At 45.0% G+C, this 21,696-nt stretch carries 26 protein-coding genes; 1 reads left to right on the forward strand and 25 read right to left on the reverse strand.

Features of this window, described 5'->3' with window-relative positions:
- Positions 1 to 29 precede the first annotated feature (29 nt).
- The 9 genes from moaA to LNN34_RS18925 form a co-directional block, all read right to left on the reverse strand.
- On the reverse strand, positions 30 to 1,055 hold the full coding sequence (moaA, locus tag LNN34_RS18885) for a GTP 3',8-cyclase MoaA (protein WP_059292355.1): 1,026 nt from the start codon (positions 1,053 to 1,055) through the stop codon (positions 30 to 32).
- Entirely contained in the window at positions 1,052 to 1,858 is an 807-nt protein-coding gene (gene fdhD / locus LNN34_RS18890) for a formate dehydrogenase accessory sulfurtransferase FdhD (RefSeq protein ID WP_229044177.1), read from the reverse strand. The genes moaA and fdhD overlap by 4 nt, the downstream gene beginning before the upstream one ends.
- Positions 1,859 to 1,958: 100 nt before the next feature.
- Positions 1,959 to 2,120 (reverse strand): hypothetical protein, encoded by a 162-nt coding sequence (locus LNN34_RS18895; protein ID WP_044159716.1) that lies wholly within the window; start codon positions 2,118 to 2,120, stop codon positions 1,959 to 1,961.
- A gap of 90 nt (positions 2,121 to 2,210) precedes the next feature.
- Entirely contained in the window at positions 2,211 to 2,885 is a 675-nt protein-coding gene (locus LNN34_RS18900; protein WP_229044178.1) for a vWA domain-containing protein, read from the reverse strand.
- A gap of 321 nt (positions 2,886 to 3,206) precedes the next feature.
- Positions 3,207 to 3,890 (reverse strand): vWA domain-containing protein, encoded by a 684-nt coding sequence (locus LNN34_RS18905; RefSeq protein WP_229044179.1) that lies wholly within the window; start codon positions 3,888 to 3,890, stop codon positions 3,207 to 3,209.
- Between the two features lie 424 nt (positions 3,891 to 4,314).
- On the reverse strand, positions 4,315 to 5,346 hold the full coding sequence (gene spoIID / locus LNN34_RS18910; RefSeq protein WP_229044180.1) for a stage II sporulation protein D: 1,032 nt from the start codon (positions 5,344 to 5,346) through the stop codon (positions 4,315 to 4,317).
- A 193-nt stretch (positions 5,347 to 5,539) separates the two neighbouring features.
- The gene (gene murA, locus LNN34_RS18915) at positions 5,540 to 6,850 is read right to left on the reverse strand and encodes a UDP-N-acetylglucosamine 1-carboxyvinyltransferase (protein ID WP_024123156.1); all 1,311 of its coding nucleotides are present in this window, start codon (positions 6,848 to 6,850) and stop codon (positions 5,540 to 5,542) included.
- Between the two features lie 33 nt (positions 6,851 to 6,883).
- The gene (locus LNN34_RS18920) at positions 6,884 to 7,624 is read right to left on the reverse strand and encodes a YwmB family TATA-box binding protein (protein ID WP_024123157.1); all 741 of its coding nucleotides are present in this window, start codon (positions 7,622 to 7,624) and stop codon (positions 6,884 to 6,886) included.
- 142 nt (positions 7,625 to 7,766) lie between these two features.
- Positions 7,767 to 7,997 carry a DUF1146 family protein gene (locus tag LNN34_RS18925; RefSeq protein ID WP_024123158.1) on the reverse strand — a complete coding sequence of 77 codons (231 nt, stop codon included), beginning with the start codon at positions 7,995 to 7,997 and terminating at the stop codon, positions 7,767 to 7,769.
- 177 nt (positions 7,998 to 8,174) lie between these two features.
- Between LNN34_RS18925 and LNN34_RS18930 the strand changes: the two genes are divergently transcribed.
- Complete coding sequence (locus tag LNN34_RS18930; protein WP_044159725.1) at positions 8,175 to 8,648, forward strand: hypothetical protein; 474 nt, start codon at positions 8,175 to 8,177, stop codon at positions 8,646 to 8,648.
- A gap of 34 nt (positions 8,649 to 8,682) precedes the next feature.
- Here the strand turns inward: LNN34_RS18930 and LNN34_RS18935 are convergent, their stop codons facing one another.
- The 16 genes from LNN34_RS18935 to LNN34_RS19010 all read right to left on the reverse strand — a co-directional run bounded on the left by LNN34_RS18935 (position 8,683) and on the right by LNN34_RS19010 (position 21,619).
- Positions 8,683 to 9,081 (reverse strand): F0F1 ATP synthase subunit epsilon, encoded by a 399-nt coding sequence (locus tag LNN34_RS18935; RefSeq protein ID WP_010332228.1) that lies wholly within the window; start codon positions 9,079 to 9,081, stop codon positions 8,683 to 8,685.
- A 23-nt stretch (positions 9,082 to 9,104) separates the two neighbouring features.
- The gene (gene atpD, locus LNN34_RS18940) at positions 9,105 to 10,526 is read right to left on the reverse strand and encodes a F0F1 ATP synthase subunit beta (protein WP_024123162.1); all 1,422 of its coding nucleotides are present in this window, start codon (positions 10,524 to 10,526) and stop codon (positions 9,105 to 9,107) included.
- Positions 10,527 to 10,551: 25 nt separating this feature from the next.
- On the reverse strand, positions 10,552 to 11,412 hold the full coding sequence (gene atpG, locus LNN34_RS18945; RefSeq protein ID WP_106295288.1) for an ATP synthase F1 subunit gamma: 861 nt from the start codon (positions 11,410 to 11,412) through the stop codon (positions 10,552 to 10,554).
- A 76-nt stretch (positions 11,413 to 11,488) separates the two neighbouring features.
- The gene (gene atpA, locus LNN34_RS18950; protein ID WP_044159727.1) at positions 11,489 to 12,997 is read right to left on the reverse strand and encodes a F0F1 ATP synthase subunit alpha; all 1,509 of its coding nucleotides are present in this window, start codon (positions 12,995 to 12,997) and stop codon (positions 11,489 to 11,491) included.
- A gap of 16 nt (positions 12,998 to 13,013) precedes the next feature.
- Entirely contained in the window at positions 13,014 to 13,559 is a 546-nt protein-coding gene (locus LNN34_RS18955) for a F0F1 ATP synthase subunit delta (protein ID WP_024123165.1), read from the reverse strand.
- On the reverse strand, positions 13,556 to 14,068 hold the full coding sequence (gene atpF, locus LNN34_RS18960; protein ID WP_024123166.1) for a F0F1 ATP synthase subunit B: 513 nt from the start codon (positions 14,066 to 14,068) through the stop codon (positions 13,556 to 13,558). The genes LNN34_RS18955 and atpF overlap by 4 nt, the downstream gene beginning before the upstream one ends.
- A 162-nt stretch (positions 14,069 to 14,230) precedes the next feature.
- On the reverse strand, positions 14,231 to 14,443 hold the full coding sequence (gene atpE, locus LNN34_RS18965) for a F0F1 ATP synthase subunit C (protein ID WP_003151167.1): 213 nt from the start codon (positions 14,441 to 14,443) through the stop codon (positions 14,231 to 14,233).
- A gap of 45 nt (positions 14,444 to 14,488) precedes the next feature.
- Complete coding sequence (atpB, locus tag LNN34_RS18970; RefSeq protein ID WP_024123167.1) at positions 14,489 to 15,223, reverse strand: F0F1 ATP synthase subunit A; 735 nt, start codon at positions 15,221 to 15,223, stop codon at positions 14,489 to 14,491.
- 7 nt (positions 15,224 to 15,230) lie between these two features.
- On the reverse strand, positions 15,231 to 15,614 hold the full coding sequence (gene atpI, locus LNN34_RS18975; protein ID WP_010332235.1) for an ATP synthase subunit I: 384 nt from the start codon (positions 15,612 to 15,614) through the stop codon (positions 15,231 to 15,233).
- Positions 15,615 to 16,034: 420 nt separating this feature from the next.
- Positions 16,035 to 16,664 (reverse strand): uracil phosphoribosyltransferase, encoded by a 630-nt coding sequence (upp, locus tag LNN34_RS18980; protein WP_003235778.1) that lies wholly within the window; start codon positions 16,662 to 16,664, stop codon positions 16,035 to 16,037.
- 134 nt (positions 16,665 to 16,798) lie between these two features.
- Complete coding sequence (glyA, locus tag LNN34_RS18985; RefSeq protein ID WP_044159736.1) at positions 16,799 to 18,046, reverse strand: serine hydroxymethyltransferase; 1,248 nt, start codon at positions 18,044 to 18,046, stop codon at positions 16,799 to 16,801.
- A 208-nt stretch (positions 18,047 to 18,254) separates the two neighbouring features.
- Entirely contained in the window at positions 18,255 to 18,797 is a 543-nt protein-coding gene (locus LNN34_RS18990; protein WP_059335133.1) for a TIGR01440 family protein, read from the reverse strand.
- Positions 18,798 to 18,809: 12 nt separating this feature from the next.
- Positions 18,810 to 19,259 (reverse strand): ribose 5-phosphate isomerase B, encoded by a 450-nt coding sequence (gene rpiB, locus LNN34_RS18995; protein WP_199397848.1) that lies wholly within the window; start codon positions 19,257 to 19,259, stop codon positions 18,810 to 18,812.
- Between the two features lie 157 nt (positions 19,260 to 19,416).
- On the reverse strand, positions 19,417 to 19,869 hold the full coding sequence (locus LNN34_RS19000; protein ID WP_229044181.1) for a low molecular weight protein arginine phosphatase: 453 nt from the start codon (positions 19,867 to 19,869) through the stop codon (positions 19,417 to 19,419).
- Between the two features lie 74 nt (positions 19,870 to 19,943).
- Entirely contained in the window at positions 19,944 to 20,501 is a 558-nt protein-coding gene (locus tag LNN34_RS19005; protein ID WP_059292692.1) for a manganese efflux pump MntP family protein, read from the reverse strand.
- Positions 20,502 to 20,578: 77 nt separating this feature from the next.
- The gene (locus tag LNN34_RS19010) at positions 20,579 to 21,619 is read right to left on the reverse strand and encodes an L-threonylcarbamoyladenylate synthase (protein WP_069486795.1); all 1,041 of its coding nucleotides are present in this window, start codon (positions 21,617 to 21,619) and stop codon (positions 20,579 to 20,581) included.
- Positions 21,620 to 21,696 lie beyond the last annotated feature (77 nt).

A 21,696-nucleotide genomic window follows, 5' to 3' on the forward strand; every position in this document is an offset into this window, starting at 1 on the left:
CCGGACTTAGCCGATAAGCTTTTATCATATTAACCGCCAATATAAGACATTTCCACTTTCTTTTTGCCCGCAGTTTTTGAAAGAGTCCGGTCAACTGAATATTGGTCTATCCGATTCTTCCACACTGTGCCGATCATCGCTGTCAGCTCGCCATCACTTAATCCCTGCCGAACCGGCGCTCTGAGGTCATATCCGCTTGAAGCAAACAGGCAAGTAAACAACTCACCGCGCGCAGACAGGCGGGCCCTGTTACACGAGCCGCAGAACGCATCAGATACAGAAGAAATCACGCCGATTTCGCCAGATCCGTCCAAGTAGCGAAACCTTGAAGCAACTTCCCCTTTATAGTTAGGCGCGATCGGCTCAACAGGCATGTGTTCATTGATTACATCAATGATTTCCGCCTTTGTCATGACGTCTTTCTTTTCCCATTGGTTGGTGTTGCCGACGTCCATAAATTCGATGAATCTCAAGATATGCCCTTTTTCTTTAAAATACCGCGCCATAGGCAGGATATCTTTTTCATTGACGCCCCTTTGGACGACCATGTTGATTTTAACGCCGAGCCCTGCTTGTTTCGCCGCTTCAATGCCTTCAAGCACCTTGCTGACAGAAACCCCTCGCCCGTTGATCATTTTAAAGCGCTCGTCCTCTAATGAATCAAGGCTGATGGTCACCCGTTTCAAGCCGGCTTCTTTGAGCTTCTCGGCATAAACAGGCAGCAGCGACCCGTTTGTCGTCATCGCAATATCACGGAGACCCGGAATGCGGGCCAATTTTTTGATTAATTCGGGCATGTCCTTTCTCATGAGCGGCTCTCCGCCGGTCAAGCGGATTTTCTCCACTCCGAACCTGGTGACAAACAGCGTCGCAAGCCGTTCCAATTCCTCAAATGAAAGCAGCTCCTCTTTCTTTAAAAAAGGATAATCCGGGCCGAATAACTCGGCTGGCATACAGTACGTGCATCGGAAGTTGCAGCGGTCTGTAACAGAAATGCGAAGGTCTCTGAGCGGTCTGTTCCTTTTATCTAACATCTGGCGAGATTCTGTATTCATTGCTGCAGCCCCTCCTGTCCCTCAATTCTCTCGGGATGTGTATACACATTAAAAGATCCGTCTCTCACAAAACCGATCGCTGTAATATTTAATTCTTCTGCCATTTGAATCGCAAGCTCTGTCGGGGCCGATTTTGAAATCACAATCGACACGCCGATTTTTGCCGCTTTTAACAGCACTTCTGATGAGATTCTTCCGCTGAAGACAATCAGTTTATCGCGGACGGACATCCCATTCAGCAGACAATGTCCGTATAATTTATCAAGCGCGTTGTGACGGCCGATATCTGTGCGCATCAAAAGCACTTTCTCCGTATCGCAAAGCGCCGCATTATGCACGCCTCCCGTCTCCAGAAATGTCCCGCTCCCTTTTTGCATGTCTTTCATGAGCGCCAGACAAGATTCAGGCGAAATCTTCATTTGGCTGACAGCCGTCTTGGCGGTTTTGACATCCTGCTGAAAATAAAAATGGCGGCCCTTTCCGCAGCACGAGCCGATTACCCGTTTTGTATATTCCTGTTGATCCAATGTCTCAGGATGAATGAGATCGACATACACAAAACCGAGACTTTCATCTATTGTAAACCTTTTAATCTCTTTTTGAAATCGAATAACGCCCTCAGATGCGAGAAATCCGATGACGAGCTCTTTGATATGCTCCGGCGTGCAAACGAGCGTGACAAACTCACTGCCGTTCACCATCACCGTCAACGGATATTCTGTCACCATCCGGTCGGTTTGCCTGCTCATTTCCCCTTGTTCATAACGCCATATCTCCCTGACCGCAGTTACTTTATCGTTCAATGTCTCTTCCCCTCCGCAATGTTCCTGCCTTTATATTTTTTCACACTCCTCAGATTTTGTCGAATCCTGTTATAAAAAAAAGAGCCCATTCTAAAGGACTCTACGTTTGGTTATGCTGATTCTTTTTCAGGATCATAAACAGCACAAGAGCTGCGATCAAAGTGAGCATGCTGACAAAAAAGAAAGCTGCCAGTTTCAGAAAAACACCGAGCAATATAAAGGCCACGGCGGCTATAAGGAATATCAGTCCTAACAATCTCATGTTTTCCACCCCTTTTACGGGTATCATTCCCGCCGGCCCTGTTTTTAAACCAATAGAAAAAGGCGCCTGGGGGAGCGCCTTTTCATTCGGTTACTCAGTAAATTTTTGTGCTTCTTTTTCCCAGGCCTGCTCAAATTCTTCCGCGCTGTCAGCTGAAATATATTCTCCGCCGCCAGCAACAGCCGCCTGTTTCATTTCCGCGTTCCCTTTCACATCAAAGTTGAAGCCGATGATATTTACAATCGTATCTACATTCGCTTCACGAAGCTTTTCAATTTCATCAGCAGGATTTCCGCCGCATGTTTCTTCACCGTCAGTGATTAAATACACCACGTTTTTCCCGTCTGCATCAAACGCTTCAAATTCTTTTCTGGTATCTGAAAGCGCTTTGGCAATTGGCGTCCAGCCGGTCGGTTTGACGCCGCTTAATGAATGGTCAAAGAGCGTTCCTTCATATGGATGGAGGCCGTAAATCGTTTCTGTTGTGCTGCATGAAAGAGCCTTTCCGGAAAGTTTATTGTTTCCCGCATGCCCAAAGACGCGAAGCATCAGATTTGTATCCTCAGGAAGCAGCTCGGCAAAAGACTTTACAGATTTTTTGGCAATGTCTATTTTTCGTTCTCCTCCTGTTTTTTGAACCATACTTCCGCTTCCATCAAACAGGACAGCTACATTTGTGTCGGCTTTTTTCTCAGCGGCAAAAGACGGTGACGCAATGGAGACAGTCAACAGTCCAATAATACCGGCAGTCAGTAATTTTTTCATGTTCAACTTCCTTTCTTTATCATATTTTCCAACCATTTGTTGGATACTTCTTTATGCTAGAATATGAAACCACAAAATGATATAGGGCAAGCTGCCTTTTATCTCCCTTTCGCTCTCTATTCAAAATCGCTGGAAACCTCAATACTTTTTAGCCATTTCCGCCCAAAAAATATAGAAAGAATGTGACAGCATTCATTCTTTCTTCTCCGTGATCAGGAGAGAAAAGCTGAAATCTGCTACTATGCTACAGGCCGGCAGCTGCTTACTTTTGAACGTTTTGTTAAAAACAAAAAAGAGGCTGACCTTTCAGCCTCTTTTTTCTTATTTAGATAACATCAGTGATTGCTGAGTGAAAATTTTCTCAACATCTTTTTGCGTATAAGCAGGGAAATATTCTCCGCCGCCGACTTTAGCAATTGCGTTCAGCTGGCCTTTATACCCTTCTTTATAGTCAAATCCAATGACATTTACTGTGATGTTGTCTTTATGAAGTTCTTTTGCTGTTTTGATCGGGTTGCCGCCGCATGTTTCCTCCCCGTCTGTTAGCAGGTAAACGACTTTTTCTCCTTTTGCATCAAGCTGATTGAAAGAAGATTTTGCCTCGTTCAGCGCTTTTGCGATCGGTGTCCAGCCAGTCGGCCCGATTGTGTTAAGAGAATTGAGGAAGCTCTGTTCGTTAAAGCTTTGGAAGCCGTATACGTTGCGAATGGCTTCGCATGATTGAACTTTTCCGGAATTCTTATTGTTTCCTTCTGAACCAAACACACTCATTTTCACTTGAGTGTCCGCAGGCAGTGAGCTTGCAAACTTTGAAATTTCTTTTTTGGCTGAATTAAATTTAGATACACCGTCTATTCTTTTCGCCATGCTTCCGCTAGCATCTAGCAAAACCGCCACGTTTGCCGGAGCTTCAGCCTTCGGTTCTGTTTTTTCAGCAGCAAAAGCAGGTGACGTCAGTCCAAATAGCAATCCTGTCATCATGATCAGTGAAAATCTTTTCTTCATGTTCGTGCCCCTTTTCAAGTTTGTTTCTGCGTGCAGATGTTCAACGCTGAACATAACTAATCGTAATCGACAAAAACAGAGAAATAAATAGGGCGGGCTTCCCCATTGCCGCTGTTTACTTTTGCATAGAAACCTTTGTTTTTATTAGTGATTTCCGCCTAACAGCAGGATGAAAAATCATGATTGTCCGCCTTTCGCCTTTCGTTATATGAGTCTGTCGAAGTCTGTCGATCAATGTGGATTACTTTACCACAATCTCAGTGTCAGCAAATACGAAAAAGGAACTGATTCCCTCATCATCATATAGGCTGTAAAATACGCAGGCGGCCTTTAGAAGGTCTTTAACCGCTCTTACATAAAAATAGACTAAGGAACAGAATATACGCTTAAAAACGGCAAAAAAGACGCTTTATGAAGCGTCTTTTTATTTCTTCGCCATATATTTATTTAAAAACGAATCGGCGGTTGAAACCTGTGTTCCTTGATAATAGTACTTCACAATCTCATCAACTGTTTTGCCCTCTTTCGCCATAAAATTGGCTCCATACTGGCTCATTCCCACACCGTGGCCAAAGCCTTTTGTGGTGATGGTAATGGTGTCTCCGTTTCGTTTCCATTCAAAATCAGCTGAATTGAGGCCAAGCTTTTCGCGTATGTCCCTTCCTTTCAGCGTCTTGCCGTTAATGACGGCTGTTGCCACCTGATGGCCCGGTGTCTCTCCGGTAATTTTTCCGATTGTATTTGACCCATTCAGCTGGACGCCAAGCTTTTGTTCAAATTGCGCCACTGTAAAGGTTCTGGTGGCCTTATACTTCGGAGACTTTTTATCCCAAGAGCTTTTGACGCTTTTTAAATAAGGAATGGCACTTGTCCAATATGCTTCCGCATTTTCTGTATAGCCGTTGCTTGTAGAGAAAAAGGAGGCTTCAATCGGCTGGTTGTTGTACGTTAAGATTTTTCCTTGCGTACTGGCAACCGCATCTGTGATTTTTTTCAGATTTGCTTCATAATCTGCGCCCCACTGTTTCTTCAGCTCCGCTTTGCTTTTGTACACCTGGAACATCTGAGTATCATCCACCAGCGAGCCTTTAGGGGCCTCTACTGCAGAATTTGAGACCATTAGTCTGACAATAAACGTTCTTGCGGCGAGAGCCTGAGCCTTCAGCGCTTCAGGTTCAAAGGTAGCCGGCATTTCGGAGGCGACGACTCCGATGACATACTCTTCAAGCGGAATATCTTCTACGGATTGATTGGCGGTTCGATAGACTGGAATAGAAACAGGCGATGCTTTCAATGTTTCCGCTCCTTTTGATTCTTGTATCGTGTTGACTGCTGTCTTTCCTGATTCTCCTCTGGCCCCAGCTTCTTTATTATGCTGAAACGGGATCACTAAGAGTGTGGGGACCAAGAGAATCAATGCACATAGTACGGATAGTGTGATTGCGAATTGTTTCATATTCAGCTGCCTCCTGCTCGGGATTCGACTCTAGTCTAGTCTATGGGCAGGGACAAGCTAATATGACTCTCCTTTTGGACAGAAACTTTATTTGTCATTTACGTATTCTTTTTTGCTATTTTGCGCATAATGATGATAATACACTAAAAATAAAAAACCAGTATGCCAGAATGACATACTGATTTTCAATCCTTTATGCGTTTAAGTCTGAGACAACTTCTTTGCTTTCTTGCTCAGAAGCAGACTCATCGTTTACACGTTCGATGTCTGCGCCAAGACCGGCAAGCTTCTGATGGAAATCAACATAACCGCGGTCTAAGTGTTTCAGTTCAGTAACACGTGTATGACCTTCAGCCACTAACCCCGCAAGAATCAACGCTGCGCCTGCACGCAAGTCAGTAGCTGCAACTTCAGCTCCTTGAAGCTGTACAGGGCCGTTAATAATCACAGAACGACCTTCAATCTTGATATCACCATTCATACGGCGGAATTCTTCCGCATGCATAAAACGGTTTTCAAAAACAGTTTCCGTAATCATGCTTGTGCCGCTTGCACGAAGCAGAAGCGCCATCATTTGTGACTGCATATCAGTCGGGAATCCAGGGTGAGGCATTGTTTTAATGTCGATCGGTTTCAGTTCTTTCGGACCGATCACACGAAGGCCTTCTCCTTCATCCTTAATCGTAACACCCATCTCTTCCATTTTTGCGATTAAAGAAGTGAGGTGTTCAGGAACCGCTCCTTTAACTAAAACATTTCCTTCAGTGATTGCAGCGGCAACCATGAATGTGCCCGCTTCAATACGGTCAGGTATAATATGGTGTCTTACGCCGTGAAGCTTGTCGACTCCTTCAATTTTAATGGTGCCGGTGCCCGCTCCGCGGATTTTTCCGCCCATGCCGTTGATATAGTTTGCTAAATCAACGATTTCAGGCTCTTTCGCCACGTTCTCAAGCGTTGTTGTTCCTTCAGCTAAAGCAGCTGCCATAATCAGGTTTTCTGTTGCTCCCACACTTGGGAAATCCAGATAGATTTTTGCGCCTTGCAGACGGCCTTTTACTTCAGCTTCAATGAAGCCATTACCGACTTTAATTTCTGCGCCCATTGCTTCAAAGCCTTTTAAATGCTGGTCTATTGGTCTAGATCCAATTGCACATCCGCCTGGAAGCGCTACTCTTGCATGACCTGTACGCGCAAGAAGCGGCCCCATGACAAGCACAGATGCACGCATTTTACGCACATATTCAAAAGGTGCTTCAGTTTGCAAAGCGTATGAAGCATTTACAGTGACTTCATTATTCTCAAAATGCACATCTGCTCCTAAATGACGCAACACTTCATTAATTGTATATACATCGGAGAGCGTAGGTACATCACAAATTACGCTTTTTTCTTCACTTGCTAATAAAGATGCAGCGATAACTGGTAAAACGGCATTTTTAGCGCCTTCAACTTTGACTGTGCCGTTTAACTTTTGACCGCCGCGGACGATGATTTTTTCCAAGGTATTCCCCTCCGCGTCCCTAAATTCTCTATATTAATATTCAGTCGTAACGATTGGTGTGCCAACCGTAACGATATGTTTTCCGCCCATTCCTGCACTTCTAAGTGCAATTTGCAAATTCATTTTATGTTCTGAGGTCATGATAGACTCTTTCCACTCATCTGTATACGCAGAAATAGAAACGAAACTTGGCTCAACTACATGTTCAACAGATCTTGCTTGAAATTCATTTAATAACTGATTTGCTTTTTTTTGCAAAACAATATCCATATTATCATCTAAATGACCATTTAGACAAGTAAAAATAACTACTTTTTCTTGGAATATCCCGAGTGCCTGCCGTTCAAACTGTTCATATGTATCATTCCAGCTAATCGGTGTCTCAAGACTCATTTGCTCATATAATAAATACGAAGTTGGGTTGTGTTTTTTGAGGGTTGTGACAAGCTGCAGTTTAAAAGAAGTATGATTTTTTTTGTCAGTATACGTGCCAATGGCCTTTACTATTTGGTCTTCCTGTGCAAGTGCCCAATTATATTGACGATACTCTGATTTTAAACGTTGCACTTTTTGATAAAATTCTTTTTCGGTCAGAGACATATTTTGTTTTGCATGCAAAGTCCACTTATCAATTGACACATTCTGGCGTTCCATTCCCTCTGCAATTTGTGCTAATGGCGTTAACTCACTCGCATGAATCGTATGGAAAACAGCAATGACGAAACTTAATACAACAGATACTATAATAGCATAGCTTACTTGTTTTTTCTTCATTATGATCTCTCCCCCTAATCTCCAGTTTTACCGGAGGCAAGGGGTGCCATACGTGGAATTCTTCGTCAAAACTCGCGTGATTACAGGAAGCGATTTAACCCGCTTCCCCAGCCATTCCCATGTTTTCGGCAATCATAACCTATCAAAATAAATAGGGAAGCTGCTGTGAATAATTAAGGTAATCCAAAAAGAAGTTTCCGACAGTCGTTCCGATTGCAATGGTCAGCAAAATCATTAGAAGTCTTGCCTGCAGGACTTTGCCTTTTCTGATTAACGGATCAATATTGACGGCTTGCAGCGCCCACCAAGTGACCGCGATAAAAATCAAGTGAACGATAATGCCAATTGCAGCCTGCTGTCCCAATACACTCATCTATACGCACTCCTTTCATCCATTCTCCGCTTTATACCCTTTCTTATTATATAAGAAGAAGAGATAAAGATGATACATTTTATACAGAACGGAATATTCATCCAAAACTAGGGCTAATCCCCGCTTAAACAGCGGCTCTTTTGCATGGTATACTTTTTTGGAAAGGAGCTGGCAATTATGAATCATTCATTTTTTCAGCCTGAAAAGCAATATGGTGAGGACTTGCCTGTATTTGAGCAGGAATGGGAAGCAATTGCATTCTATTATGATTATAGACAGTCACAGATTGAAGAACTGAATGAATTGTGTCAGTTTTATAACATTTCTCTCACCCAAACGAGAGAAAGCCTCGAAGAACTTGAACATCTTTATTTTCAAAGCATACAAGAGCTTTTGCTTGCTGATTGGAATCTTCCTATTGAAGAATTCGAGAAGATGATCAGTGTTTATCTTATAGATTGTGTGATTGCCCATCACGAAGATGCCGAATGGATCGTAAAGCCTTATCCGTATACAGACGGGGCTTATACAATGGGCTTTAGAAGGCACCGTAAATCATGGCATACCGTGAATTGCTGTGACCGTTTATACTTGCGTCAAAAAGAGAGTCAGCCGCTGCTGTCACTGTTTGATTCTCTTGTGCAGTCATAAAAAAATCCTTCTCTTAATGAGAAGGATTTTTTTATTATTTCCCTGCTACATCCAATCTGTTCAAAGCCCGCTGTAATGCAAGCTCAGCCCGACGAATGTCAGTATCATCTGATTGAGAATTCAAACGCTCCTGCGCCCGCTGACGTGCAGCTTCAGCGCGCTCTTTATCGATGCCTTCCGCTGTCTCAGCAGTTTGGGCAAGGATGGTCACCTGATCAGGACGTACTTCTATAAATCCGCCGCTGACGGCAACCAATTCAGTCTGTCCGTCTTTTTTCAGACGAACAGCGCCGATTTTAAGAGGAGCCACGGTTGGAATATGACCTGGCAAAATACCGAGATCGCCGCTTTCGGCTCTCACACTCACCATTTCGATATTCGCATCGTATACTGGGCCGTCGGGAGTAACGATATTGACTTGAACGGTCTTCATGCTTTTACCCTCCTAGGACCAGTTTAAACTTCTACACCCATTTCTTTTGCTTTCTCAATAACTTCTTCGATACGGCCTACAAGACGGAACGCATCTTCAGGAAGATGGTCGTATTTGCCGGCTAAGATTTCTTTGAAACCTTGAACCGTTTCTTTTACAGGCACGTAAGAACCTTTTTGTCCAGTGAACTGTTCAGCCACGTGGAAGTTTTGAGAAAGGAAGAACTGAATGCGGCGTGCGCGTTGAACGACAAGTTTATCTTCGTCACTCAATTCATCCATACCGAGAATCGCAATGATATCCTGAAGCTCTTTGTATCGCTGAAGCGTTGATTGAACTTCACGGGCTACCGCATAATGCTCTTCTCCGACAATTTCTGGAGCGAGGGCGCGTGATGTAGAAGCCAACGGATCAACCGCAGGGTAGATACCCATCTCAGTTAACTTACGCTCAAGGTTTGTTGTCGCATCCAAGTGAGCGAACGTCGTTGCCGGCGCCGGGTCAGTGTAGTCATCGGCAGGCACGTAGATCGCCTGGATAGATGTAACGGATCCAACGTTTGTAGACGTGATACGCTCTTGAAGCTGACCCATTTCAGTTGCAAGCGTCGGCTGATAACCAACCGCAGAAGGCATACGGCCGAGAAGGGCAGAAACCTCTGAACCCGCTTGTGTGAAACGGAAGATGTTATCGATGAAGAACAGTACGTCCTGTCCTTGCTCATCACGGAAATGCTCAGCCATTGTAAGACCTGTCAGTGCAACACGCATACGTGCGCCCGGCGGCTCGTTCATTTGTCCGAATACCATGGCTGTTTTGTTGATTACGCCAGAGTCGCTCATCTCGTAGAAAAGGTCGTTCCCTTCACGAGTACGCTCTCCTACGCCGGCGAATACAGAGATACCGCCGTGCTCTTGCGCGATGTTGTTGATCAATTCCTGGATTAATACGGTTTTACCTACACCGGCACCGCCGAACAATCCGATCTTACCGCCCTTGATATATGGAGCAAGCAAGTCAACAACTTTAATTCCTGTTTCAAGGATTTCAACTTCTGTTGAAAGCTGATCAAATGAAGGAGCCTGTCTGTGAATCGGGTCCTTCTTCGCATCTGCAGGAACCGGCTCATTTAAATCAATATTTTCTCCGAGTACGTTAAATACACGGCCCAGTGTCACATTACCAACCGGAACTGAAATCGGCGCTCCCATATCGACAGCTTCCATTCCGCGCTGAACACCATCCGTAGATGCCATTGCGATTGTACGGACTGTGTCATCGCCTAAATGAAGAGCGACCTCAAGCGTTAAATCAATACCTACTTCGTTTTCACTTCCAGCCGGCTGTGAAATTTTAATCGCATTATATATTTCAGGTAAGTGACCGTCTTCAAAACGTACGTCGACAACTGGTCCTAATACCTGGCTAACGCGTCCTTTCTTCATCGCTATCCCTCCTGACAAAATCTTTCTATTCTAAAGCGGCTGCTCCGCCGACAATTTCCGTAATTTCTTGTGTGATCGCTGCTTGGCGAGCGCGGTTGTAAGAAAGCGAAAGTGAATCGATAAGATCCTTCGCATTGTCTGTCGCGTTTTTCATCGCCGTCATTCTTGCAGCATGTTCACTTGCTTTACTGTCAAGAAGCGCACCGAAGATTAAGCTTTCTGCGTATTGAGGAAGCAAAACCTCCAGAACCTCCTCTTCAGACGGTTCAAATTCATAAGACGCCGTTCTTTTTCCGCCGCCGCCCAAATCAGATAGCGGCAGAAGTTTTTTCTCCGTCACTTCTTGAGAAATGGCGCTGACATAATGGTTATATACAAGGTGCAATTCATCAAATGCACCGTCTATAAACATTTGAATCGTTTGACGGGCAAGGTCCTTGATTTCTGAAAACGACACTTCGTCTCCAAGTCCTGTTAACTCGGAAATGATCGGAATGTCGCGTTTTTTAAAGAAATCACGGCCCACTCGTCCGATAACGATCACTGCATACTCTTCCTTAGACTGATGACGTTCTTGAATGGCCTGATAAGCACTTCGTAAAACCGAACTGTTAAAAGCGCCAGCAAGACCGCGGTCAGATGTAATGACGAGGTATGCCGTCTTTTTCACTTCTCTGCTGAGAAGCATCGGATGTTTCGCGCTGCCGGATACTTTTCCGACATTTGATACAACCTCTTGGATCTTATCCATATAAGGCACAAATGATTTTGCATTGTTTTCAGCACGATTCAGCTTAGCTGCAGATACCATCTGCATGGCTTTTGTAATCTGGCTCGTTTTTTTCGTTGACGTGATCCTTGACTTAATATCGCGTAATGAGGCCAAAGATTTCACCACCTTTTCTCTTCATTTGCGTAAAAAGAGAGAAAAAGAGAACCTTTTTCTCTCATCAGCATTCGAGTTAGTTGCTTGGTGCAAATGTGCGTTTGAAGCCTTCGATTGCAGCAGCGAAGTCTTCATCAGCAGGAAGGTTCCCTGTTTTTGCAATTCCGTCAAGCAGCTCTTTATGGTTTTGGTCAAGGTACATGTAGTACTCTTCTTCAAAACGTCTGATGTCCGCTACAGGAATATCATCAAGATATCCTTTTGTCAGCGCATAAAGAATGGCTACCTGTTTTTCAACCGGAAGCGGCTTATTCAGATCCTGCTTCAGCACTTCAACTGTACGCGCACCGCGGTTCAGTTTCGCCTGAGTCGCTTGGTCGAGGTCAGATCCGAATTGAGCGAATGCTTCCAGCTCACGGTATGATGCAAGATCAAGACGCAATGTTCCTGATACTTTTTTCATCGCTTTGATTTGCGCGGAACCGCCGACACGTGATACAGACAATCCGGCGTTGATCGCTGGGCGTACGCCTGAGAAGAACAAATCAGATTGCAGGAAGATCTGTCCGTCGGTGATGGAAATGACGTTTGTCGGGATATACGCTGAGATATCTCCAGCTTGAGTTTCTACGAACGGCAGAGCTGTAATTGATCCTGCGCCTTTCGCGTCGCTAAGCTTTGCTGCACGCTCAAGCAGACGGGAATGAAGATAGAATACATCCCCCGGGAACGCTTCACGGCCTGGCGGACGGCGAAGAAGCAAGGACAGCTCACGGTAAGCAGCCGCTTGTTTAGAAAGATCATCGTATACAACAAGAACGTGCTTGCCATTGTACATAAATTCTTCTGCCATTGTAACCCCTGCATACGGAGCAAGGTACAGAAGCGGTGCCGGCTGTGACGCAGACGCCGTTACAACAATTGTATAATCAAGCGCGCCGTGCTTACGCAATGTTTCTACTACGCCGCGGACTGTAGATTCTTTTTGACCGATCGCTACATATACGCAGATCATGTCTTGGTCTTTTTGGTTTAAGATCGAATCGATCGCAACAGATGTTTTACCTGTTTGACGGTCACCGATGATCAGCTCACGCTGGCCGCGGCCGATCGGAATCAGTGCATCAATTGCTTTAATACCAGTTTGAAGCGGTTCATGAACGGATTTACGGTCCATAACACCAGGTGCCTGGCTTTCGATCGGACGTGTTTTGCTTGTGAGGATCGGGCCAAGTCCGTCCACCGGCTGACCTAACGGGTTCACAATACGACCGATTAATTCTTCACCGACAGGAACCTCCATGATGCGGCCTGTTCTTTTTACTTCGTCCCCTTCACGGATCTCTGTGTAAGGTCCTAAGATAACGATACCTACGTTTGATTCTTCAAGGTTTTGAGCCATACCCAAAACGCCGTTTGAAAATTCAACAAGTTCACCGGCCATACAGTTGTCAAGACCGTGTACACGAGCGATACCGTCACCGACTTGGATGACTGTACCTACGTCATGAACTTCAATTTCAGATTGATAATTTTGTATTTGCTGTTTTATCAGCGTGCTAATCTCTTCAGCTTTGATGCTCACTTAGGTTTCACCCCTTCTATCGATTTTCCCCGGCAAGTTGACGTTCAATGCGCTGAAGCTTTCCGCTTACGCTGCCGTCAAAAATCCGGTTTCCAATGCGGACTTTAATGCCGCCTATTAAATCCGTCTGCACTTCATTTCTGATTCTCAGTGAAGCGACTCCGGCTTTTTTTGCAAACACTTGTGATAATGATGAAATTTCCGCATCCGTCAGCGGTTTAACTGAATATACAATCGCGTCTTCTGTTTGACGGGCCTCGTTTGCGAGTTTCACAAACTCATCTGTGAGATCAGGCACAATTGATGCCCGGTGACGGTCAATCAAAAGAAAAATCGTATGGAGCACGGACTGTGATAAAGATCCAAAAGCGTTTTGGATGAGTTCTTTTTTCTTTGCGCCCGGCACCTTCGGATGGTTTAACACATCATTTAGCGCTTTTTCATTTTGAAATACTTCTTTTACAACTTTTAGCTCTTCTTCTACCTGGTTGAGCTGAGAGGACTCATTGGCAATATCGAAAAGAGCTGATGCATATCGTTTAGAGACAGCTGATCCACTCATCGGCTTTCTCCTACCTCTTTAAGATAGTCCTGGATCAATTTCTCTTGAGCCTGTTCATCCAGTTCTTTTTCGATCACTTTCGACGCAATCATGACAGAAAGAGACGCTACTTGCTCACGGAGAGCAGAAACCGCCTGTTCTTTTTCCTTCACGATTTCAGTTCTGGCTGCTTCTTTCAGACGTTCAGATTCTGCACGCGCAGCCTGAATAATCTCTTCTTTTTGGTTCTCTCCCAGTTTCTTCGCGTTTTCGATAAGCGTTTGGGATTCCTGTCTTGCTTCTTTTAACATAGCGCGCTGCTCGTCAATAAGCTGCTGCGCTTCTTTATTTTTTTCTTCAGCAGACGTAATTTCTCCAGCGATATGATCTTCACGCTGTTTCATTATGTTTAATAGCGGCCCTAAAGCGTATTTCTTCAGAAGCGCTAATAAAATTAACATAGCTAACAGTTGGAACAGGATATCTCCGCCGTTAAACGACAGTCCTAGTTCAAGTGGTAATTGAGACATCTACTACGGCAACTCCCTTCTGCAGGTTTTTCTTTGCTGATCCAGCAGCCGCACTTGTCTCTTTTCAGCCGGCAAGGCGGGATGCTTATCAGACATAAAGCAATGGCGAAGGTTCTCTTGGAATGATCTTCGCCATTTTTAGTTCATATAAGGCTTTTATGCTTAGCCAAAGAACGCTAAGAATGCGATAACGACAGCGATAATAGGAAGGGCCTCAACTAATGCGATACCCATGAACATAAGCGTTCTAAGTTCTTTACCTGCCTCCGGCTGACGGGCGATCCCCTCTACCGTACGTGAAACAATCAAACCGTTACCAATACCTGCACCAAGTGCGCCTAAACCAATTGCAATCGCAGCTGCTATTAAATTCATGAAAAAGTTCCTCCTTTAAAATGTTATCCGTTTGGATATAATGTTTTAATGATCATTACTGATTTTATGAGACATGTACACCATCGTCAGCATCGTAAAAATAAACGCCTGGATGGCACCTATAAATAAACTGAATGCCTGCCATGCCAGCATCGGCAGAATGGCACCGATTGTACCGACAAGTCCGAGAACCACGCTTTGCGAATAGAAGCTTGTCGCTAATCCCGCAAGCAGGCCGAGAAGAATCTCACCGGCGAAGATGTTACCGTAAAGCCGCAAACCGAGAGTCAGCGTATTCGCAAACTCTTCTATGATTTTCATCGGGAGCATGAACGGAACAGGTCTTAAATACTCCTTGGAATATTCCTTGAGCCCTTTCATCTTTACACCATAATAATGGGTTAAAGCGACGACCATTACGGCAAGCGTTAATGTAATGGCAGGATCGGCTGTCGGAGATTTCCACCAGAGCTCATGTCCGATTGTGACAGAGAACGGCAGCCCCAGCATATTCGACACAAATATGTACATCAGCAATGTGACACCAAGTGCCAAGAAGTTAGCCCCTGTTTTCAAATCCATTGTACTGCCGATAATATTGCGGACAAAATCAACAATCCATTCCATAAAGTTCTGGGCTTTTCCGGGACGGATCGAAAGCGTTCTTGTGGTAAGGATGGCAATCAATAACACGATCACACTCGCCACAGTAATCATCAGAATGTTTGTCAGATTAAAAGTAAGTCCTAGAAATTCAATAGTTCTGTATTCATGATTCAAAGGGTTTTCACCTCTCTTCCATTGATGAACGTTTAAGCTGGATAAAGGAATCTATCATAATGACAGGATAAATTGTCATTAATCCAATAACTGTACTTGCCATATGAAAATGCTCGGGATATTTATAGGCGACAGCCGCAGCAAGAATCGCATTGCACCACCGCGCTGCGCTCCCAAGGGATCGTATGGACTTGCCTTTCGCAACGGCCCTGTCAAAAGCATTCATTCTTCTGACGAGCAGTAAAAAATTAAACAAACTGAAAACAGTTCCCAGAATAAGGCCTAAAAAAACGGTTTTATACGCTGTTAAACCATAACCCAGTACATACGCTGCCAAAATGAACAATAGATATTTTCGTTGTCTGCTAAATTGTAGCTTGGGATCGTCCATCAACTATCTGTCTCCTGATGAAAAAATAATATATTTCTTGGATACGGCAAAATCAGCGGTTAACCCTAGTAGAAGACCTTTTTTGTCCGGCAAAACGGGCCTGTTCGAAAAAATCATTCATCCGCAAGCCTTGCAGGGATGCTGTTTCATTCGCTTGAATAAATCCTCATAAAACGGGTTTTCTGGGAGGATTTACATTGGGGATGAGGACTATAATGAAAGCTATGAAAACCTTCTCATAATACCCTCGTTTAGCATACAATAGCCCCTAACATGTGTCAATCTGTTTAAAGTTAAAAAACTTTTTATACTGTAAGCCTCCACAGAATGTTCACATTTTCACCTATAATTGTATAGAGATTCACCGAATAGCAAATAACTGGATAACAAAAAAGAAAACCCGTTGGCGGGTTTTCTTTTTTATTTTGTTCCGAACATACGGTCTCCTGCGTCTCCGAGACCCGGAACGATATAACCTTTTTCATTTAGTTTTTCATCAAGCGCCGCTATGTAAATATCCACGTCAGAATGATGCTTCTGCAATTCTTCCACACCTTCAGGCGCAGCTACAAGACACATGAAACGAATGTTTTTCGCACCGCGTTTTTTCAGGCTGTTAATCGCTTCAACTGCGGAACCGCCTGTGGCCAGCATCGGGTCAACCACGATGAATTCACGCTCTTCCACATCAGAAGGAAGCTTCACATAGTATTCCACGGGTTTTAAGGTTTCAGGATCACGGTACAGACCGACATGTCCCACTTTTGCCGCAGGGATCAGTTTCAAGATGCCTTCAACCATTCCTAAACCTGCTCTGAGAATAGGAACAACCCCGAGTTTTTTCCCTGAGATGACTTTTGATTTCGCAGTCTGAACCGGTGTGTTGATATCCACTTCCTCTAGAGGGAGATCACGGGTAATTTCAAACGCCATAAGTGTGGCTACTTCGTCTACAAGCTCTCTAAAATCCTTCGTGCCTGTCTCTACATTCCGAATATATGTCAGCTTGTGCTGAATTAAAGGATGATCAAATACATAAACCTTTCCCATACTGTGTTTCAGCTCCTTTTTTATTGTCCCATCGACAATTTCACACTTCTATTGATTCTACAAAAAAAGACATTGAGTTTCAAGGACATCGTCAAAAAACCCGCCGGGCATAAGGCCGAGCGGGTTTTTCAATCTTAGTAATCTAATTCTTTATATAGAGGGAACTTGCCAGTCAGAGCAGCTACGCGCTGTCTTGCTTCTTCAAGTTTTCCTTCATCTTCGTGGTTTTTCAATGCAAGCGCAATAATGGCACCGACTTCATCCAATGCCTCTCCGTCAAAACCGCGGCTTGTCACAGCAGCTGTTCCGAGACGGATACCGCTTGTTACGAACGGTTTTTCAGGATCGTATGGAATCGCGTTTTTGTTTGATGTAATCCCGATTTCATCAAGCACATGCTCTGCAACCTTACCTGTCAGTCCGAGAGAACGAAGATCAACCAGGATGAGGTGGTTGTCAGTTCCGCCGGAAACGAGCTGAATGCCCTCTTTTGTTAATGATTCTGCAAGACGCTTCGCGTTTGAAATCACATTTTGTGCGTATGTTTTGAAATCATCGCGCAATACTTCGCCGAATGAAACAGCTTTTGCGGCAATTACGTGCATCAGCGGTCCGCCTTGAATGCCAGGGAAGATGGACTTATCTATTTTCTTGCCGAACTCTTCACGGCAAAGGATCATACCGCCGCGAGGTCCGCGAAGTGTTTTATGTGTCGTTGTTGTCACGAAATCAGCGTAAGGAACCGGGTTTGGATGAAGGCCTGCCGCAACAAGTCCTGCGATATGCGCCATATCCACCATAAAGTAAGCGCCGACTTCATCAGCAATTTCACGGAATTTCTTGAAGTCGATTGTACGAGGATACGCACTTGCTCCTGCCACGATTAGCTTAGGCTTGTGAGCGAGGGCTTTTTCACGCACGTCATCGTAATCAATATGTTGAGTTTCTTTATCTACGCCGTACTCAACAAAGTTATATTGAACACCGCTGAAGTTAACTGGACTTCCGTGTGTTAAATGACCGCCGTGGGAGAGGTTCATCCCAAGTACAGTATCGCCTTGTTCCAAAATCGTGAAATAGACAGCCATGTTTGCTTGTGCGCCTGAATGAGGCTGAACGTTTACATGCTCCGCTCCAAAGATTTCCTTCGCGCGGTCACGAGCGATATCTTCAACGACATCGACGTGCTCACATCCGCCATAATAGCGTTTGCCAGGATATCCTTCAGCATATTTGTTTGTTAAAACAGAACCTTGTGCTTCCATAACCGCTTCACTTACAAAGTTTTCAGAAGCAATCAATTCGATCTTAGTCTGTTGGCGTTCACGCTCATTTTTAATGGCGTTAAACACCTGTTCGTCTTGCGCAGGTAAATGTTTCATCAGCGAGATCCTCTCCTATCCGTATCCTGTTCTTTGTTTTTACCACCACTATTGTACATGGTTTTTTAGGCCAATGTAAAAGATTATTTTCAAAAAAACGAAAATTTTATTGGCAAAAACGAATATTTATAACTTAAATTTAATTTAAAGTTCGGAATTTATTTCAGCAGCGAAAATTAAAGAAAAGACTGGCCCATGCAGTCCTTTCTCATTCACACTCATAAACTGCCCGCATTCCGCCGATCAGCTTTGGCCTTGTGCGCGCCAATGTCACATGGGCAGCACCGAGACTGTTCTGAGAAATGCGTACAGGAACAGCAACCGGCTTTAAGTGCATGCCGATAAACGTGTCGCCTATATCTATTCCGGCATCTGCCTGAATGGTTTCTACCAGAACAGGAGACTTCATTTGCTTAAACGCATAAGAAGCCATCGCCCCGCCCGCTTTTGGAACAGGTACAGCGGAAACGGCCGGAAGCCTGAACAGCTCGGCCGTTTCTTCCTCCACTACAAGCGCTCTGTTTAAATGCTCGCAGCATTGAAACGCCAGATGGATTCCCGTTTTTCCCTTCAGCTCTGCAAGTCCGCTGTAGATGCTTTCCGCGATGTCTGTACTGCCCGATGTGCCGATATGGCTGCCGGCCACTTCGCTTGTGCTGCAGCCAAGGACAAAGAGCTGATTTTCTTTCAATCCCGCTTTGTCCTGAAACTCTGACAGCATCGTCTTCCACGTTTGTGTGATCTCACTCATTGAGCAGCACCCCTACAGGTTTTTCTCTTCATAGTCCGAGATTTTTCCGATGCGGGTTTGATGTCTTCCGCCAGTAAATTCAGTGGTCAGCCAGATTTTCGCAATTTCACGTGCCAAACCGGGTCCAATCACCCGTTCGCCCATTGCGAGGATATTAGTATCGTTATGTTCTCTCGTCGCCTTTGCACTGAATGTATCATGTGCCAGCGCACAGCGGATGCCTTTGACTTTATTGGCGGAAATGCTCATGCCAATGCCTGTCCCGCAAATTAAAATGCCTCTGTCCACTTCACCGTTTACTACTTTCTCGGCCACCGGAAAAGCATAGTCCGGATAATCGACAGATCCGCCGCCGCAGTCACAGCCCATATCAATATATTCAACTTGCAATTCGTCCATTAGATCCTTGATTTCGTTTCGAATGTGAACGCCGCCATGATCCGATGCTATGGCTACTTTCATCAGCTTATCCTCCCAGCGTGTGTGATGCGGCCCGCCCGCTTTGTTGACCGCGCAGCCTGTCCGCTCATTGATTCACACCATATCGATGTGCTTTTCACTATATTCTACTCCTTCACGCAGGATTTGCAAATGACCTGTTTTCAGATTCTCTGACAAGTTATTTGCCGTCATTTTTCAATCGTTCTGCCAGCTGCCGAAGAAGCTCTTCAAGCTCATCTCTCGTTTTTTTGTAAATTTCAACAGAGCCGCCAAACGGGTCTATAATATCGCCCCGGCTGCCTGTCACATATTCTTTTAGCGTAAACACTTTATCACGATAACGTTCGAATTGGCTGACGATAACCTGTTTGTGCTGGTGGGTCATTGCCAGAACCAAATCTGCCGATTCCATATGTTCTTCAGTTAATGGCGAAGAAACATGATTAAGGGCAATGCGCTTTTCAAAAAGCGCTTCGACCGCGTGAGGCGACGCTTTCCCGTTAGGTGAGGCAAATACGCCTGCCGAGCGGACGCTGACATCTAGCCCTTCCGCTTCTGCAATTGATTTAAAAAGCGCCTCAGCCATTGGACTGCGGCACGTATTTCCAGTACAGACAAAAATGATGTTCATGTCAGTCACCCCTTATTTTTTCTATTATATATGAAGAAAAAAGAAACGGCGACAGCGTTTCTTTTATTGGGATATTAAATTGGCAAAAGCAGCTTAAGGCCAAATACGATTAATATGGTCCCCCCAAGCGCCTCACTGTATGAGCCGAGCCAGGACTGCACTTGCTTTCCGATCAGCAGGCCCAGCCAAGTCAAAATCATGCTGAAAAGCCCAAACAGGGTAACGGTGAGAAGCGGATGCGAGCCGTATATTCCAAGGCTCAGACCGACGGAGAAACTATCGAGGCTGACGCCGACTGCAAATAACAATAAGCCAGGCCCAGCCGGTGACATCAAACGTTCTTCTGACTGTTTAAAAGATGCGATCACCATTTGAACACCGAGAACAAACAGCAGCGAACCCCCGATATATACGGCTACCATGCCGAGGAGCCCTGACAGCATATTTCCCGCCGCCATCCCTCCGAGAGGCATGATGACGTGAAAGAGACCGATAATGAATCCAATATAGATGATCTGCTTTTTTCTGAGTTTGACCATGCCCATTCCGAGGCCGACAGAAAAAGCATCCATACCTAAAGCAAACGCCATGATGCTTAAGGTAATCAGTTCGCCTATAAACATCTCCGACATCACATACATAACCCCCTTGGACACGCCCGCTTTTTTAGCCTATGCGTGTCCAAAAGGGGTTAGAACTTCTGACTGTGTCAGCGAATCACTCTTCCTCCGGCTGCTTTCATCAGCCTGTTCATAATAGCAAGTCCGACGCCTGTGTCAGGAAACGATTCTGCAATAATAAAATCAACCTTTTCTTCATCAAAACTGCGCAATGCATCATAAAGGGCTGCCGCTACTGTTTCAAGCTGATCTCTTCTGCCGCAGCTCTTCACATAGTCAGCCGAATAAAAATCCGCATTTTCTTCTGTCGTCAGGACGCCGACCCGTTTTCCGCCCTGCTGATATTCTTGAATAAGCGTTTGAATGCGCTCAGGGCTTCCTTCAGAAATAACAAGCGGCGCTGACGGCGCGTAATGTGTATATTTCATTCCCGGAGAAATCGGCTTCTCATTTTGATCGGCAAGCCCTTTATCCACAAGAATCGGTCCGATTTCGGCTTCTATTTGTTCTTTTGTAATGCCGCCCGGCCGAAGGAGCACAGGTGTTTCTCCTGCACATGAAAGTACGGTTGATTCGACACCGATTCCCGTAGATCCCCCATCCATCAATCCCGCTATGCGGCCATCCAAGTCGTGAGCCACGTGTTCAGCCTTTGTCGGGCTTGGTTTGCCCGATAAATTAGCACTCGGCGCTGCAATCGGGAGACCCGCGGCACGGATGAGTGCCAGAGCCAGCGGATGATCAGGCATTCTGACGGCCACTGTATCCAACCCTGCTGTTACACGGGGTGACAGCGCACCAGGTTTACAAGGCAAAATCAGTGTAAGCGCCCCTGGCCAAAAGCGCTTCATTAATATTTTCGCCTTGTCTGGCGCCGGGCCTGTTAAACCATCAAGCTGGCTGATATCCGCAATGTGGACAATCAGTGGATTATCACTCGGCCGCCCTTTCGCCTCATATATTTTTTTGACAGCATCTGTGCTTTTCGCATTTGCGCCGAGACCATATACAGTTTCTGTCGGAAACGCGACAACCTCATTTCCCCGGAGCAAAGCAGCTGCTTGTGCAATTTGTGGATCATTTGTGGATAACTCGTCCATTACATCCACAAACCATCTTTTCGTTTTCATTTCTGACCAAACTCCTTATTCACAACAATAAAACGATCGTTTTACGCGTGTAATCCTTTTGAAAGTATAAAAGATGT

Origin of the sequence: Bacillus sp. AF23, from assembly GCF_020861455.1 — a bacterium.
In the GTDB taxonomy this organism is placed as follows: Bacteria; Bacillota; Bacilli; order Bacillales; family Bacillaceae; genus Bacillus; species Bacillus halotolerans.

Excerpts from the sequence above, each read along its gene's own strand:
- moaA (WP_059292355.1), bottom strand. The coding sequence starts at position 1,055 with ATGAATACAGAATCTCGCCAGATGTTAGATAAAAGGAACAGACCGCTC.
- LNN34_RS18895 (WP_044159716.1), bottom strand. The coding sequence starts at position 2,120 with ATGAGATTGTTAGGACTGATATTCCTTATAGCCGCCGTGGCCTTTATA.
- LNN34_RS18900 (WP_229044178.1), bottom strand. The coding sequence starts at position 2,885 with ATGAAAAAATTACTGACTGCCGGTATTATTGGACTGTTGACTGTCTCC.
- LNN34_RS18905 (WP_229044179.1), bottom strand. The coding sequence starts at position 3,890 with ATGAAGAAAAGATTTTCACTGATCATGATGACAGGATTGCTATTTGGA.
- spoIID (WP_229044180.1), bottom strand. The coding sequence starts at position 5,346 with ATGAAACAATTCGCAATCACACTATCCGTACTATGTGCATTGATTCTC.
- LNN34_RS18920 (WP_024123157.1), bottom strand. The coding sequence starts at position 7,624 with ATGAAGAAAAAACAAGTAAGCTATGCTATTATAGTATCTGTTGTATTA.
- LNN34_RS18925 (WP_024123158.1), bottom strand. The coding sequence starts at position 7,997 with ATGAGTGTATTGGGACAGCAGGCTGCAATTGGCATTATCGTTCACTTG.
- LNN34_RS18930 (WP_044159725.1), top strand. The coding sequence starts at position 8,175 with ATGAATCATTCATTTTTTCAGCCTGAAAAGCAATATGGTGAGGACTTG.
- LNN34_RS18935 (WP_010332228.1), bottom strand. The coding sequence starts at position 9,081 with ATGAAGACCGTTCAAGTCAATATCGTTACTCCCGACGGCCCAGTATAC.
- atpD (WP_024123162.1), bottom strand. The coding sequence starts at position 10,526 with ATGAAGAAAGGACGCGTTAGCCAGGTATTAGGACCAGTTGTCGACGTA.
- LNN34_RS18955 (WP_024123165.1), bottom strand. The coding sequence starts at position 13,559 with ATGAGTGGATCAGCTGTCTCTAAACGATATGCATCAGCTCTTTTCGAT.
- atpF (WP_024123166.1), bottom strand. The coding sequence starts at position 14,068 with ATGTCTCAATTACCACTTGAACTAGGACTGTCGTTTAACGGCGGAGAT.
- atpE (WP_003151167.1), bottom strand. The coding sequence starts at position 14,443 with ATGAATTTAATAGCAGCTGCGATTGCAATTGGTTTAGGCGCACTTGGT.
- atpI (WP_010332235.1), bottom strand. The coding sequence starts at position 15,614 with ATGGACGATCCCAAGCTACAATTTAGCAGACAACGAAAATATCTATTG.
- upp (WP_003235778.1), bottom strand. The coding sequence starts at position 16,664 with ATGGGAAAGGTTTATGTATTTGATCATCCTTTAATTCAGCACAAGCTG.
- glyA (WP_044159736.1), bottom strand. The coding sequence starts at position 18,046 with ATGAAACATTTACCTGCGCAAGACGAACAGGTGTTTAACGCCATTAAA.
- LNN34_RS18990 (WP_059335133.1), bottom strand. The coding sequence starts at position 18,797 with ATGAGTGAGATCACACAAACGTGGAAGACGATGCTGTCAGAGTTTCAG.
- rpiB (WP_199397848.1), bottom strand. The coding sequence starts at position 19,259 with ATGAAAGTAGCCATAGCATCGGATCATGGCGGCGTTCACATTCGAAAC.
- LNN34_RS19000 (WP_229044181.1), bottom strand. The coding sequence starts at position 19,869 with ATGAACATCATTTTTGTCTGTACTGGAAATACGTGCCGCAGTCCAATG.
- LNN34_RS19005 (WP_059292692.1), bottom strand. The coding sequence starts at position 20,501 with ATGTCGGAGATGTTTATAGGCGAACTGATTACCTTAAGCATCATGGCG.
- LNN34_RS19010 (WP_069486795.1), bottom strand. The coding sequence starts at position 21,619 with ATGAAAACGAAAAGATGGTTTGTGGATGTAATGGACGAGTTATCCACA.